12 protein-coding genes are annotated in these 14,555 nt (G+C 61.7%); 5 read left to right on the top strand and 7 right to left on the bottom strand.

Translation table 11 applies throughout. From position 1 onward, the window contains the following. Positions 1 to 14: 14 nt before the first annotated feature. Together IEW17_RS10895 and IEW17_RS10890 are read right to left on the bottom strand one after the other, a co-directional pair. Positions 15 to 917, bottom strand: a complete 903-nt coding sequence (locus tag IEW17_RS10895; protein WP_188562071.1) for an ABC transporter ATP-binding protein — start codon at positions 915 to 917, stop codon at positions 15 to 17. Between the two features lie 165 nt (positions 918 to 1,082). Next, a complete protein-coding gene (locus IEW17_RS10890) occupies positions 1,083 to 1,946 on the bottom strand; it encodes a carboxypeptidase-like regulatory domain-containing protein (protein ID WP_188562070.1) in 864 nt (287 codons plus the stop codon). Between the two features lie 252 nt (positions 1,947 to 2,198). Here IEW17_RS10890 and IEW17_RS10885 point away from each other — a divergent pair, with 252 nt between their 5' ends. Both IEW17_RS10885 and IEW17_RS10880 read left to right on the top strand, forming a co-directional pair. Continuing rightward, on the top strand, positions 2,199 to 3,137 hold the full coding sequence (locus IEW17_RS10885) for a sensor histidine kinase (RefSeq protein WP_188562069.1): 939 nt from the start codon (positions 2,199 to 2,201) through the stop codon (positions 3,135 to 3,137). A 125-nt stretch (positions 3,138 to 3,262) separates the two neighbouring features. Beyond that, on the top strand, positions 3,263 to 3,994 hold the full coding sequence (locus IEW17_RS10880) for a LytR/AlgR family response regulator transcription factor (protein WP_188562068.1): 732 nt from the start codon (positions 3,263 to 3,265) through the stop codon (positions 3,992 to 3,994). Between the two features lie 10 nt (positions 3,995 to 4,004). On the opposite strand, the gene IEW17_RS10875 is transcribed toward IEW17_RS10880, so the two are convergent. Both IEW17_RS10875 and IEW17_RS10870 read right to left on the bottom strand, forming a co-directional pair. Beyond that, positions 4,005 to 5,210, bottom strand: a complete 1,206-nt coding sequence (locus tag IEW17_RS10875; protein WP_188562067.1) for a carboxypeptidase-like regulatory domain-containing protein — start codon at positions 5,208 to 5,210, stop codon at positions 4,005 to 4,007. A gap of 58 nt (positions 5,211 to 5,268) precedes the next feature. Next, positions 5,269 to 7,782: a TonB-dependent receptor gene (locus tag IEW17_RS10870; RefSeq protein WP_188562066.1), complete on the bottom strand. Its 2,514-nt coding sequence runs from the start codon at positions 7,780 to 7,782 to the stop codon at positions 5,269 to 5,271. A gap of 360 nt (positions 7,783 to 8,142) precedes the next feature. Between IEW17_RS10870 and IEW17_RS10865 the strand changes: the two genes are divergently transcribed. After that, the gene (locus tag IEW17_RS10865; protein ID WP_188562065.1) at positions 8,143 to 8,940 is read left to right on the top strand and encodes a 3'-5' exonuclease; all 798 of its coding nucleotides are present in this window, start codon (positions 8,143 to 8,145) and stop codon (positions 8,938 to 8,940) included. Between the two features lie 100 nt (positions 8,941 to 9,040). Continuing rightward, entirely contained in the window at positions 9,041 to 11,617 is a 2,577-nt protein-coding gene (locus IEW17_RS10860) for a T9SS type A sorting domain-containing protein (protein WP_188562064.1), read from the top strand. Positions 11,618 to 11,692: 75 nt separating this feature from the next. On the opposite strand, the gene IEW17_RS10855 is transcribed toward IEW17_RS10860, so the two are convergent. Next, the gene (locus IEW17_RS10855) at positions 11,693 to 12,745 is read right to left on the bottom strand and encodes an NAD(P)-dependent alcohol dehydrogenase (protein WP_188562063.1); all 1,053 of its coding nucleotides are present in this window, start codon (positions 12,743 to 12,745) and stop codon (positions 11,693 to 11,695) included. A gap of 186 nt (positions 12,746 to 12,931) precedes the next feature. Here IEW17_RS10855 and IEW17_RS10850 point away from each other — a divergent pair, with 186 nt between their 5' ends. After that, positions 12,932 to 13,237 (top strand): DUF3817 domain-containing protein, encoded by a 306-nt coding sequence (locus IEW17_RS10850; protein ID WP_188562062.1) that lies wholly within the window; start codon positions 12,932 to 12,934, stop codon positions 13,235 to 13,237. A gap of 6 nt (positions 13,238 to 13,243) precedes the next feature. Here the strand turns inward: IEW17_RS10850 and IEW17_RS10845 are convergent, their stop codons facing one another. Both IEW17_RS10845 and IEW17_RS10840 read right to left on the bottom strand, forming a co-directional pair. Further along, the gene (locus IEW17_RS10845; RefSeq protein ID WP_188562061.1) at positions 13,244 to 13,957 is read right to left on the bottom strand and encodes a DUF1990 domain-containing protein; all 714 of its coding nucleotides are present in this window, start codon (positions 13,955 to 13,957) and stop codon (positions 13,244 to 13,246) included. Further along, on the bottom strand, positions 13,950 to 14,540 hold the full coding sequence (locus IEW17_RS10840; RefSeq protein ID WP_188562060.1) for a DUF1990 family protein: 591 nt from the start codon (positions 14,538 to 14,540) through the stop codon (positions 13,950 to 13,952). The genes IEW17_RS10845 and IEW17_RS10840 overlap by 8 nt, the downstream gene beginning before the upstream one ends. Positions 14,541 to 14,555: the final 15 nt, after the last annotated feature.

Genomic DNA, 14,555 nt, shown 5'->3' with positions numbered 1-14,555 from the left:
CCCAGCTTAGCTCATTAGGCCATGACGGGGCCGTTTTTAATTCCCATTTCGTAGTTCTTAATTTCCGAAAAGTACACATCCTCCAGGTCCGGGTTCACGGCTTCAAAGCCGCTGTCCGGCGCACTGTCGGCCAGCACGTGCACCACGGTTTTGCCCGCGAACAAACGCGAGCTGATGACGTGCTGCGCGGCTTGCAGGGCCGGCAGCTCGGCTTTCTCAATCAGCTTTTTCCAGATGCGGCCTTTCAGGTTGTCCATCACCGAAATGGGGTCGCCGGTGAGCAGCACCTCGCCTTTGTTGATGATGGCCATGGCGCGGCACAAATCGCTCACGTCGCTCACGATGTGGGTGCTGAGGATGACGATGATGTTCTCGCCAATCTCGCTCAGCAGGTTGTGGAAGCGGTTGCGCTCGGCCGGGTCGAGGCCGGCGGTGGGCTCGTCCACGATGATGAGGCGCGGGTTGCCGAGCAGGGCCTGGGCAATGCCGAAGCGCTGTTTCATGCCGCCCGAGTAGCCGCCCACGTGCTTTTTGCGCACGTCGTAGAGGTTGGTCTGGTGCAGCAGGGCCGCCACCATTTCCTTGCGCTCCCGGCTGCTGGCGATGCCTTTGAGGGTGGCGAAGTGGTCGAGCAGCTCCTCGGCGCTCACGCTGGGGTACACGCCAAATTCCTGCGGCAAATAGCCCAGCACGCGGCGCACGGCCTCTTTATCGCGCAGCACGTCGATGTCGTCGAGGTGAATGCTGCCGGTGTCGGCGTCCTGCAGCGTGGCAATGGTGCGCATCAGACTGGACTTGCCGGCGCCGTTGGGCCCAAGCAGGCCAAACATGCCGGTGGGAATTTCCAGGCTGACGTTTTTGAGGGCCTGGGTACCGTTCGGGTAGGTTTTGGAAAGGTTACTGATGTTCAGAGCCATAGCGAAACAGAAAAAAAAGGTGGTGAAATAGTGAAAGTATTGCGAAGAGTGAATAGCGACAGAGCGGCGCTCATTACACGCCCAAAGCCAGTCAAGCCGAAGAGCAGGCCTCTGATGCAAAAGCCGAAAAGGTAGTTGCTTGGAACCTGTAAATTAACACTTTATTTAGTTGTTTCTGTACTCTGTCACGGTAGCATCGATGCCCACGCCGAAGCCGCGCACCCGCTCAAAGCCGCTCATGGCCTGGTCGGCGAAGTACACGGGTCCTTTCAGCAGGCTCACGCTGAGCATAAGCTCGCCGGGCCCGGGACTCTTCACCATTTCAAGGCTCACGGCAATGTCACCCCGCACGGTGAGATGGAAGCGGCGCAGGTCAGCGACAAGGCGGTCCTGGGTTTGGCCCTTGCGCACCCGCACGTACACGGGCTCGGGCAGCAGGTTGGTGGTGGGCTGCCCATCGAGTACTTGGTACACATTGACGCGGTAAAAGAGGCTGTCGTAGATGCAGCGCGACACGTGAAACGACACTTGCTCCAGGGGGCTGGGACGGCGCACGTGCATGCCCTGCGCCAGCTGCTTGCCGAGCGTGTTCATAACGAAGCTGCCCGAAACGCGGTAGGAGTTGGTGCTGTTGCCCACAATGCGGCGGGTCAGCTTGCCGGGGCGTACCACCACTTCAGCCAGCTGCATGGGCGCCGACAGCAGGTAGAAGCGGCCGCCGCTGCGGCCCAGCTGCTGCCGCTGCGCCGCCATCTGCATCGTGCGCGGGGCATAGCCCAGCAGGCTAATGCGCAGCGAGTCCTGGTCGTTGGCGCCCGATAGGTTCAAAGCAAAGCGGCCCTGGTCGTCGGCCACGGTGCCAACCGGCCGGCGCAGCACCCCCACGCTGGCGTAGGCCACCGGCGCTTGGGTTGTTTGGTCGAGCACCTGGCCAATCAGAGTGGTAGATTGGGCGTGCTCGGGAGCGGCCTGGAGCAACAGGCCCGACAGGGCAAGGGCAGAAACGGAGTGGAGCAGCAGAGGTATCATGGGTCGATGTGGTAGCACTTTGATGGGCCAAATCTCCGCCTAGACATTGCACTAACGCATGATTAAATGACGGTCTGGCACCATTTCATGACCAACCACCGACTGGCACTGACCAACGCCGTTCGTCATGTTTAGTTGAAAGCAGCTGTTCGTCGCTAGTAGTTTTGCGGCATGACAAATTCAGATTTTATCAGGCGGCGCACCTTCCGCCATGGAGTAGTTTGGCTGATTGTAGTGAGCTTCTTTGGCGTTATGGCCCGACACGACCAAACCCCTACCCAGACTGGGCTTCTGTCGTCGTCCCTCTTATTAGGTGTGCTGGCTCCCGCCATTTACCTCCACGACTGGCTGCTGGCGAACCTGCTGGACCGGCGCCGATACGCGCAGTATGCTACAGCTACGCTAGCGACCCTGCTGGCGGCGGGAGCGCTGCTACACTTCCTCAACCACATGGCGAACATTCATATAGTTGACAGGGAAGGCCATACTCAAACCGTGGCCTACCGCTATGGGCTAGCCGTGGGCAACGTATTGCTAGGCTTGCTGCTCGCCACCATTGCCCACTATGTGCGCCGGGGCATCGTGAGCCACTTCCAGATGCAGCAGCTGCGGGCCCTGCAGCTCGAAACCGAACTGAGCTTGCTCAAGGCGCAAGTGAATCAGCACTTTCTGTTCAATACCCTCAACAACCTGTACGGCCTGAGCCTGGCCGCGCCTGAGCAGATGCCCGAGGCCCTGCTGCAGCTCGCGGGCCTGATGCGCTACCAGCTCGACAGCTCCCGCCTCAGCACCGTGACCGTGGGCACCGAAGCCGAGTACCTGGCCAACTACATCGGCTTGGAGAAGCTGCGCCTGCGCGATAACACGACGGTTGAATTCACCACCGACCTGCCCCGCCCCGAGCAGCCGCTGGCCCCGCTGCTGCTGCTGCCGCTGGTCGAAAACTGCTTCAAGCACGCCATCGGCCCCGGCGGCCCGAATACCATCCGCATTGAGCTCACCCAAACCGACACGGGCCTGACCCTGCGCACCGGCAACAGCATTCCACCGCACTTTCGGGCCACGCCCTCCGGCCTGGGCTTGCCTACCTTGCGGGCCCGCCTGGCGCAGTACTACCCCGGCAACCGCCACCGGCTGGACATCAAGGCCAGCGACACGTTCTACGCCGCTACCCTGCAGCTGATGCTGTAGCGGTGTAGAGACGCAATATCTTGCGTCTCGCCGTTAGCGCCGCGTGGCCCCGGGCAACTTCTAATTGTAAGCTGTTCAACGACAAGACGCAAAATATTGCGTCTCTACACCGTTTATACCCGACAATGAATACTGCTCCCCTGCGTTGTTTGCTGGTTGATGACGAGCCCCTGGCCCACACGGTCATGCGCGCGTACCTCGACCGTCTGCCCGGCCTTGTGACTTGGGCCGGCAGCTGCTACGGCGCCGTGGAAGCCCTCACCTTGCTGCGCTCTACTCCGGTCGACGTGCTGTTTCTCGATGTGGACATGCCCGAGCTCACGGGCATCGAGCTATTGCGCGCCTTGCCCCAGCGCCCGGCAGTGGTGCTGTGTACGGCCCATGCCGCCCACGCCATCGACGCCTTCGACCTGGGCGTAGTTGACTACTTACTAAAACCCATTCCTTTCGAGCGGTTCGTAAAAACCATCAGCCGCCTGCACGCCGGCTTGGCCCCTGCTGCCACTTCGGCCCCGCCAGCGGCCACTCCGCCAGTTCCAGCAGTCGACTCCATCTTCCTAAAAACCGACGCCGGCACCGAGCGGGTACGCTTCGCCGACCTGCGCATTGTGGAAGGCTACGGCAATTTTGTAAAGTGCCACTTGGCTTCGGGCCGCGTGCTGCTCACCGCCGAAACCATGAAGCAGATGGAAAGCCAGCTGCCCGCCAGCCAGTTCATGCGCACTCACAAGTCCTACCTGGTGAATCTCAGCAACGTGGAGCGCCTCAGCGGCAACGTGCTGCTGGTGGGCCCGCGCGAAGTACCCGTGGGCAGCACCTACCGGCAGGAAGTGCTGCGCCATCTGCACCTGCGCTAAATCAGTAGCGCTACTTGACGACGCCTTTTTCCAGGGCCTGAATGGCCGCTTCCTCGGCGGCGGTGGCGGGCACCACGTTGCCCTCGCGCCAATAGGGGCGGCTGTACTTGTTGCCGCGCTTGAACAGCGAGCCGCTGTATTGCTCTGCTTTTGGAAGGGGTGCGGGATTGACTCCCAGCCCGCGCACCAGCATTTCGCTCGTAAAATCGTAACGTATGGTCGGGTTGCTGCCTTGGGTGATGTTCATGGAAGCTGAGAGCCGCACGAAGCTGGGGTACAACCGGCCGTTCACTTCCCGGTACTCCACGCGTTTGCGCGACTGCGTGGCCTGCGCTTTGATGACCAGCAGGTTGATGCTTTTCAGATAAAGCTGCAAAGCAACGGGCACTTCGCTCTCGATGAGCCGAATGGCCAGGGTTTGGCGGTCAATGAGCACGGTGGCTTGCAGCAGGTGCGCGGCTTCCTGCGTGGTGGGCGTGCAGCGCACTTCGTAATAAGGTGCTTCGGTGGCACCGGCCGGGGTTTCCAGAACCGAATAGCGGTAATACTTGAACGCCGCGCTGTCGAGAAAAGGGCTGCGGTGGGTCACGTCGTAATAGTTGCCGGCCCGCTCCACGCTCAGCGGGTTGGGAATGGCTTTATTGGCGTCATCCGGGGCCAATGGAGCCTCGCCGGCGCGGGACTCGCGCACGCGCACCTGCACCTCGGGGCTGCGCGGCCGCCGGGGGTTGCCCTTGATGTAGTAGTCCACCAGGGCATCGGCAAACTTGGCAACTTGTCCGTTGTAAGTCGTGAACTCGCGGTAATAGGTTTGCAGCTCGACCGGGCTGGCCATACGGGCGGTGGTTTGGCGCACGGCCCGCTTGAGCAGCGTGGTGGGCGCAAGGGCCGTTACGGTTACTTCCTGCAGCGTGAACGGCTGGGGCTGCAGCCTTAGAGTGAGCGCAGCCGTGCCCGCTTTGGCGGCTACCATGAGGGGCGTGTAGCCCAGGGCCTGCACCCGCACGCTGTCGGCCCCGGTAGCGGGCAGCGCCAGCCGGAACGTGCCCTCTTGGTTGCTGACCGTGCCGCCGGGCTGCCCGGGCACCGCTAGCGACGCAAACGGCACGGCGGCCTGCGTGCGGGCGTCGAGCACCGTTCCGGTCAGCACCTTGGAGGGTTGAGCATGGCCGGCAAAAGCCAGCAGCAGGGCCGGCCAAAGCAAAAGCTGCCGCATTGGTTTTGAAGAAAGAATCATGGCCCAAATAACGACGAACAAACGTAGCCGGGGCTTACTACCCGCCCTGCTTGCTGCCGCTGCTCTTCACGTCGTCGTTCGAGACGGACTTGCGCCGCTTACTTTGCTGCTCCTGCCCAAAGCGGTAGCTGAAGCTGAACCGGTAGCAGCGCTGGAAAGAGATGTTGTCCTGCCGCTCGCTAAAGTCGGGCGTATCGAGCGTGCTGCGGTAGCGCCAGGTGTTGTTGAAGGGCGTGGCGATATTCAGCACCACGTCGGCTTTGTCTTTGAGGAACGTTTTCTTGGCTCCCATCTGGTAGTAGAGGTTGGCCGCGCCCCGGCCCTGCAAGTCGGGCGAGCGCAACGAGCTGTACAAAAAACCCTGGAGCATGAAGCCTTTGGGCAGCTTGTAAGAGGTGTTGAGGTTGAGCCCGGCCGTGAAACCCCGGCGCTCGATGCCCAGCGCCGGGCTACGGCGCACGATGTACTGCACATCGGGGCCGCCGCTAATGTCCCAGCCCTTGGCCGGCTTGGCCGAGCCGTAGAAGTTGAGCTGGTAATCGGCGTTGGCGGCCACGTTGGCATAGGTTTGGGCCGTGACACCGGGAGCCGCGTTGGCAATGCCCGCATCGGCCGCCAGCTGCCGCACCGATTCGATGGCATTGTCGGTCCGCCGCATCGAAGCCGCGATGTTGAGCGAACCGGCCTTGCCGTTGGTGTTAAAGCTCAATTCGTAGGAATCCGTCAGCTCGGGGTCGAGGGCGGGATTGCCGAATACGACACTCAGCGGGTCGCTCCGGTCCACAAAAGGGTTGAGGTAGTCGATGTAAGGCCGGGTGATGCGGCGGCTGTAGGCCAGGCGGAGGCTGTTGTTGTCGCTGAACGCGTACTGCGCGTTGCCGGTGGGCAGCAATGAGAGGTAGCTGCGCACGAAACTGGTGTCGCTGCTGCGGAAATCGGCGGCGAGGGCGGTGCGCTCCAGGCGGCTGCCCACGCTCACGCTCAGCTTCTTGGTGGCCTTGAGCGTGTAGGTGGCGTAAGCGGCCTGCACGTTCTGGTCGTAATTGAAATTGGTGGAACGGCCGGGCAGGCGCACGAAATCGGGCCGCTGGCCCAGCGTCAGGCCGTCGATGTCGGCCACCGAGCCGGTGCGCCGCCAAATGGCTTTCAGGCCGGTTTCGAAGGTTTGCTTCTCGCCAAGAGGCTGCGTGAGGTCGGTTTGAAAAGTGGTTTCGCTGCCGGGCGTGCGGCCCCGGCTGCGCTCGCGGTAGTTGGCCCGGTTGGTTTCCAGGTTCACGATGGAGTTGTTGTACTGGTCGAAATCGTAGCCAAATGTGCCGCTGTTCTCCGCGTACTGACCCAGCATGCTCCATTCGCGGCGGGGCTGGGCGAAGGTTTTGGTGTAGGTGCCGGTCAGCTCGCCGTTGAACCCGCTGAACAGGCTGTTGGTGGTACGGGTAAACAGGGAGTTGTCCTGCGGCCGGCTGGGCGACACGAAATTATTGAGCAAATTACTGTAGTTGTGCCCGTTATACGTATTCAGGGAGGCGGCCAAGGACAAGGTTTGCTTCTCGCTCAGGTCGTAGTCGAGGCCCACCGTGCCGTAGTACCACCGGCCGCCGTAGTTGCCCGCGCCGTTCTGGGTCAGGGTCGAGCCGTCGAGCTGGCCGTCGAGCTTGCCGAGGCGGGTGCGCGCCGACTCACTGGGCCCGTACCAGCCGCCCGTGCCGCCCGACGACGTGAAGCCCACCTTGCCCTTTTTGAAGTTGAGCGAGGCGCCAACGTTCGAGTTGCGGTTGCCCCCCGACCCATTCACGCGGCCATTCAGGCCCTGGTCCACGCCCTTTTTCAGCACGATGTTGATGATGCCGGCCGTGCCTTCGCCGTCGTACTTGGCCGGCGGCGTGGTGATAATTTCGACCGATTTAATCTGCTCAGCCGGGATGCCTTTCAGGGCTTCGGCCAGGTTGCTGGCCAGCGTGGGCGAAGGCCGGTTGTTCACCAATACCTTGAAGTTGCTGGAGCCGCGCATTTTCACGTTGCCATCGCCGTCCACGGCCAGCAACGGAGCTTTACGGAGCACGTCGGCGGCGGTACCACCGGCGTTGGTCGCGTCCTGGTCGGCGTTGTACACCATGCGGTCGGGCCGGATTTCCACCACCGGCTTCGTGCCGATGACCACAGCTTCACCGAGCGCCGTGCCGGCCACGGGCAGCTGGAAAGTACCGGCATCCGTGGCGCCGGCCGTGATGGTTACGGCCCGGGTTTGGGTGCCGTAGCCCACGTAGCTCACCCGCAGCCGGGCCGGGCCGGGCGTGAGCTTGCTGAGCGTGAAGCGGCCCTTGTCGTCGGCCGCCACACCGGTAATGGGCTTATCGTCGGGCGCGGGCGGCAACAGTACCACCGTGGCATAGGGCACGGCCTCGCGCTTAAGAGAGTCGAGCACGGTGCCGGTGAGCGAGCCGGTGGCCGCAACGGCGGGAGCCGGAGCCGCCGGGGCCTGGGCGTGAGCAGTGGGCGGCAGCCCGGCACAGCAGGCCAGCACCAAACCCAGAATGAAGTAGCGTTGCATCAAGAAAAGAGGGATAGAATGGAGGCTGAATGATGCCCACCGGGCAGGGTTGGTTGCCTCGGGTGGTAAAATAATCCGAAGCTTAATATGGAGAAAACAGGGAGGTGTGGCACTGAACTTTGGAACCGCAAAATAATTGTCTCAAAGGTGCCTTGGGTGTCTGAACGGTGCGCTCCAACGCGTGATATGGGGCGTCCCGGTTTATCATTTGGGGCTTCAAAGCCGTAGAGTGGGCTTTTTATAATTACCGCCGTTCCGTTGATTCGTTACAAAAGGGGCTTCTTTTTCTGGATAAAACGCACTTGGCTTTGGTCTATATCTGTATCTTTCGACTACCTAACCGCTATTGCTTCTTCTGCCATGCAGCACCTCCACCGCACGCCGCTCGACCAGCTCTTCGTTATCGACATTGAAACCGTGCCCTGCGTGGGCTGCCACGACAACCTCGACGAGATGCTGCGCCACCTCTGGGAGCACAAGAGCGAAAGCCTGCGCCGGCAGCAGGGCTACACGGGCCAGGCCCAACCCGCCGAGCCCCTGCCCGACCACCTCACCGCCGCCAGCCTGTTCAAACAAGCCGGCATCTATGCCGAGTTTGGCAAAGTGGTGTGCATCTCGGTCGGGTATTTTGTCCTCGATAAGGAGGAAGAGCTGTGGCGCTTCCGGGTGAAAAGCTTCGCCGACCACGATGAGAAGCAGATGCTGCGCGACTTTGCCGACCTGCTCACGCACAAGCCCAAGTTTACCCTCTGCGCCCACAATGGTAAGGAGTTCGACTTTCCCTACCTCGGCCGCCGCCTGCTCATCAACGGCCTGCAGCTTCCCCCGCAGCTCGACATGGCCGGCAAAAAGCCCTGGGAAATCCCACACCACGACACCATGGAGCTGTGGAAATTCGGCGACCGGAAATCCTACACTTCCCTCAACCTGCTGGCCGCCATTTTCGGCGTCCCCACGCCCAAAGACGACATCGCCGGGGCCGACGTGGCGCGGGTATACTGGGAAGAAAACGACCTGGCGCGCATTGCCCGGTATTGCCAGAAGGACATCATCACCACAGCCCGCGTCCTGCAGAAATTCCGGGGCGAAGAGCCTTTCCGCGACGAGCACGTGGTGTATGCCGACGAGGCCGCCGTGCCCATGCGGCGCGTGGTGTAGCGCTGACTGCACCAAAATTTTATCATAGTCCCCCTTTCCGCTATTTCTCGCAGAACGGGCTGCTTCTCCTTTTTCTATTCCTTCCCTTCCTTTCCGGACTATGCGTTTTCTCTACCTCTTCTTGGTTGGTGTTGTCCTATTGCTCAGCCCCGGGACGGCCGCGGTCGGCCAAGTGCTCGACCCCAGCTTCGCCCCCAGCCAGCTCACCAGTCCTGGTGGCGGCATCCTCACCACCCTCAAGCAGCCCGACGGAAAAGTGCTTATCAGTGGCAGTTTTCAGTTGATGAATGGGCAGGCATCGCCGCGGCTAGCCCGGCTTAATGCCGATGGCAGCCCCGACCTGACGTTCCGGACCCGAGCCGGCAGCGGACCCAGCGGCAACATTGCCGCGCTGGCGCTGCAACCCGATGGCAAAATTCTGCTTGGGGCAGAATACTACTTTGGCAGTTACAATGGTGCGCCCGCGCAGCAGCTAATACGCCTCAACCCCGATGGCAGCTTGGATTCTTCCTTCGGCGCGGGCGGAACTGGGTGGCGCAGCGGGAGCATTCACAGCATTGCCGTGCAAGCCGATGGCAAGATTCTAGTGGGCGGCGAACTGTCTTCTACCTTCAACGGACAGCCCACCAAAGGGCTCGTTCGGCTACTGCCCAGCGGCCAACTCGATGCCACCTTCGCCACCGGCGGCGGATTTGTCAATTCGGCACCGGGTGGCTACGGCCAGGTCCGCAGAATCATCGTGCAGCCTGATGGAAACATCGTGGCGGCTGGTCAATTCGATACGGTAGGTGGGCAGGCGGGCCCGGCCATCGTTCGCCTCACGCCCACCGGTAGCCGCGATGCTTCGTTTGTTTCGCCGCTGCTCAGCTATGCGTTTGTATTCGACATGGTGCAGCAGTCCGATGGTAAGCTCATCGTGGGGGGCACCACCCTCACGAGCCAAGCCAACGGGGGCAGCGTCGTGGCGCGCTTGCTGCCAACGGGCGCTCTAGACCCAGCTTTTGCCCGCGTTTCTTCCAACGGGATAGTGTTTGGCCTTGGCCTCCGCGCCGATGGCAGCGTCTTGGTATCGGGTAGTTTTGGCTCGCTTGGCGGAATTAGCCGCTTCAGCTTGGCTCGGCTGAGCACGGCTGGCACAGTTGATGCCGCTTTTGCGGCGGGCGGGGGCGGCGCCGGCACCATGATGAGCGTAGTGGAGCTCACCAATGGCCAATACCTAGTGGCCGGTTTTTTCAGTGATTTCGGCGGGGTGAGCAACAGCGGCTTAGCACGCCTGCAGGCCAACGGTGCCGTTGATGCCAGCTATATCCTGCTCCTGGAAACGGTTGCCTCTGGCCAGCTTGTTGCACAAAATAACGGGCAGCTTCTGCTTAGCTCTCCCATCTTAACCAACTTCAACGGCCAGGCGGTGGGCAGCCAGGGCTACCCACGCTTCCATCGCATCAACGCCAACGGCAGCTACAACTCGCTGGCAACGCTCCCTCCTGCTGTTATCCGAACCAATGGCGGCAACTACTTCTACAATGCCTTCCCGCAGGCCGACGGCACGTTTTACGGCACCTACCAGAACACCGACAGCACCGCCGTGGTCCGCCGCGTGCTGGCCAACGGCACATTCGACCCGGCATTTGCCGCGGCAGAACTTGGGTGGAGCCGTCCGTATCCACCTTGCTGCGCGGGGGCAAGCAATATCACCATCCACCCGGGCGGGGGCGTGCTGGTAGCCGGCACCTTCAGCAAAGTGAATGGCATACCCCGGACGTACGTGGCGCGCCTACTGGCTGATGGTTCGCTCAACATTCAATTTGCTCCGCCTACATCCGCCGTGTGGCAGGTGCCAAGCATGGGCGTGGGCAATACGGCAGGATTTCGGCATGCCGTGGGTCTGGCCAGCGGCCAGACCCTGGTGCTGTGGAACGATGCCAACCGCAGCTACGTGGCTCGCCTCAACCCAGATGGCAACATCGACAACACGTTTTCGATTGGTTCGGGGGGCGGCCCCAGCTCGGTGTTCAGCATCATTGCATTAGCCAGCGGCAACATTTTGGCGAATGGCAACTTCACGACGTTCAATGGCCAGGCAGCTCCCTTTGGCTTAGTACGATTGCTACCCAACGGCGCACCCGACCCAGGCTTCACGGCGGCCAGCGCCGCCCGCACGCTAGTAGAGCAGCCCGACGGCAAGCTGATTGTGGTGGCTCCCGGGGCTACTTCGCAAACCGAGCGGCTGGTACGCTTGACCACTACGGGCAGCTTCGACACTGGTTTTCAGCCAGTATTAATAGGAAACGAGTCGTTTTCGCCCGCGTCGGCATTCGTTTACATTCAGCCCGGCACCAATGCCATTGTGCTCAGCGGCGACTTCACCAGTGTAGCCGGGCAACCGCGCTTCGGGTTGGCCCGCCTTGCAAACACGGTGCTGGCAGTGCGCAGCAGCGCCTCCACCCCGCTGGCCGAGGTATTTCCCAACCCCGCTCACGAGCAGATTAGCGTACTTCTGCCCGCCCAGCCCACCGGCCCGGCCACCCTGGCCGACCTGCAGGGGCGCACCGTGCGCCGCTGGGCGCTGGCCCGCACCACCGACCGCCTGCCCTTACACGGCCTGGCTCCCGGGGTGTACCTATTGAGCGTGCCCACCGCCGTGGGCATCGTGCGCCAGCGCTTCGCCGTTGAATAGCCCGCCTGAAAACTAAAAATGGCCGACCTTCCTCGCGGAAAGTCGGCCATTTGCTTGCGATATAGATTCGAGCGCTTAGTTGTTCAGCGTGGCCAAGTCAATCACGAAGCGGTACTTCACGTCGCCTTTCAGCATGCGCTCGTAGGCTTCGTTGATGTCCTTAATGTCGATGAGTTCGATGTCGGACACGATGTTGTGCTCGGCGCAGAAGTCCAGCATTTCCTGGGTTTCGGCAATGCCTCCGATGAGCGAGCCGGCGATGCGGCGGCGCTTGGCAATGAGGTTGAAAGCATGAACCTGAGGCGCTTCGGGCGGCACGCCCAGCAGAATCATGGTGCCGTCGCGGCGCAGCAGGTTTAGGTAAGCGGCCAGGTCGAGCGGGGCCGACACGGTGTTGATGATAAAGTCGAAGTAGTTAGTCACCGACTTCAGCTGGTCTTTGTCCTTGGTTACGATGAACTTATGGGCGCCCAACTCCTTGGCATCTGCCTCTTTATTGGGTGAGGTGCTGAGCACGGTTACTTCAGCCCCCATCGCGGCGGCGATTTTCACGGCCATGTGGCCGAGGCCACCGAGACCCATCACGCCTACGCGGTGGCCGGGGCCTACTTTCCACTGGCGCAGCGGCGAGTAGGTGGTGATGCCGGCGCAGAGCAGCGGGGCCACGCGGGCCAAGTCCAGCTTCTCTGACACTTTCAGGGTGTATTTTTCATCTACCACAATCTGGCTGGAGTAGCCACCGTAGGTAGGCCGGCCGGTTTCTTTTTCGGTAGCGCCATAGGTGCCCACCATGCCGGTGGTTTCGCAGTACTGCTCCAGGCCATCGAGGCAGCTGGGGCAGGTGCGGCAGGAGTCGACCATGCAACCCACACCCGCGATATCGCCCACTTTGAAGTTCTTGACGTGGTCGCCCACCTTGGTCACGCGGCCCACAATTTCGTGGCCGGGCACCATTGGGAAAATGGACCCGCCCCATTCGTCGCGCACTTGGTGCAAATCGGAGTGGCACACGCCACAGAACTGAATATCAATAAGAACATCGTGCGGACCAACTTCGCGGCGCTCGAAATTGAACGGGGCCAGAGGTGCACTTACGGCCGGAGCCGCGTAAGCTTTAGTAGGAAGCATTCTAAAGGGATTAAGGGTGTTGAGGTAAATGATGAGTTGGCACGAAGGCCGTGCCGCAGGCGCTGGCCCCCGAATGCCTGGAAGCTGGAAGCATGAGGTGGGCAAACCAGACCAGTTGGCGAAGGTTTACGGGACAGGGCAGAAAAGTGCGGGGTACCTTTGTGGCCTTATCCTACGCGTCTTGCTATGTCCCTCACCCCCGGTCATTTGTTTCTTACCTCGCTGGGCCGCCTGCGGCTGATTGGTTTTTTGGAAGGTGTGTCGTTGTTGGTCTTGCTGGGCATTGCCATGCCGCTGAAGTATCTGGCGGGCCAGCCGGCGGCGGTGCGCTACGTGGGCATGGCGCACGGCCTGCTATTTGTGCTATACGTGCTGTTGGTGGTGGCGATGGCCGTTGAGCGGCGCTGGTCATTCGGAAAAACGGCGCTGGCGCTGGCAGCGTCGGTGGTACCGTTCGGCACGTTCTGGGCTGACCGGCGTTTGTTTCATTAAGTGCACCTACAAAGTTGCCACGGGTATTGGGGTTTCATCGGCTAAAGCCGCCGTCACCAGTTCCTGCATGCGCCGTAGCGACTCGCGGGCAAATTTACGCTGCAGCGTGCGCCCGAACAGCTTAAATCCCACCCAGTAAAACGGGTTGCGAATCTGCCCCGGCTGCGATACCGCGTGGATGCGAAACTGCACTGCGCCAGTAGTCAGGTTTTTGTGAATGGTGAAGTCAATCTGGCCGCGCTCGAAGTGGCCTTCGAGGGTGCGGTAGCCGTAGCCCCACACCCGCTCCGGGTGCGACCCGGCAGGGCCGGCGGGACTGGCGCGGGCAGCTTCATCGGTCACTTCGCTCACCCGCACGCCGAAGTAAAATTTGAAGAACAGAAACTGCGCCCGCAGCAGCATAATACGGTTTTCGAGCGGGCCATCGGGCCTGAAAATGCCGGTGATGAGGTCGGGCGGCGGGAAGGCGTAGCGGCGCAGCACGTCCTGCGCGGCGGCGAAGGAGCCGGCGGCTTCGGGCGGGCCGGGCGCTTCGGCGGGCAGGTCGGTTTCGTAGTCGTCGATACGCCAGCCAGTGGCGCTGGTGTATTCTTTCTGGCGGCTGAAATCGTAGTTGACTTCGACGTCACTATAGGCATCGAGGCGGGCGCGGTACTGCTCCCAAAGCGGTGGCGTCGCGCCGGATGAGGCGGTAGCAGGTAGGACAGGGGAATTATTCACAACGGGATTGCTGGGTGTGGCCGGCTTCGTCGTGCCGGGTGGTTTCTACAACAACATTGGCGAGGGCCTGGCCGCCGCTCACGTGGGCCACGCGGTGGCAAAACTCCGTCCAGGTGGCTTGCTGCATCAGCTTGCCCCCGCCCAGCGTGTCGTAGGCAAAGGCCACCAGCCCATCGCGCGAGCGCGCCCAGGACCGGATTTCGAAACGCAGCACGCCGGGGTCTTCATTCAAATAGTGCGCCTCGAAGCGGATGCGGCCGGCCTCAGGGTGACCTTCCAGGGTTACGAACTCAAGGAAAGTGGTGCCCACCCCGGTCACGCGCACGCTGCCATTCCAGGGCCCGAGGATGGTGATGTGAAATTCATCGCCTACTTCCAGAGAGCCTTCCTGACCGGCTTTGCGCTCAAAGTTGGCCAGCAGCCCGGGCGAAAAGCTCGGCAGGTCGGCTTTCAGGGCGCTTACCAGCTGTGCCGGCGAAAGGCGGGCGCGGGCTACATCAATAAAATAGCGACGCTCCAGCAGCGGGCCGGAGCCAATGGCCACCGGTTGCTCGGGGGGCGAAGTGGCGGAGGAATCAGACATGGCCGAAGAGAAAAC

This window comes from Hymenobacter frigidus, assembly GCF_014640435.1.
GTDB classification, from domain to species: domain Bacteria; phylum Bacteroidota; class Bacteroidia; order Cytophagales; family Hymenobacteraceae; genus Hymenobacter; species Hymenobacter frigidus.
Note: the sequence above shows the minus strand (reverse complement) of the source record. Positions and strands in the feature narration are given on the sequence as shown.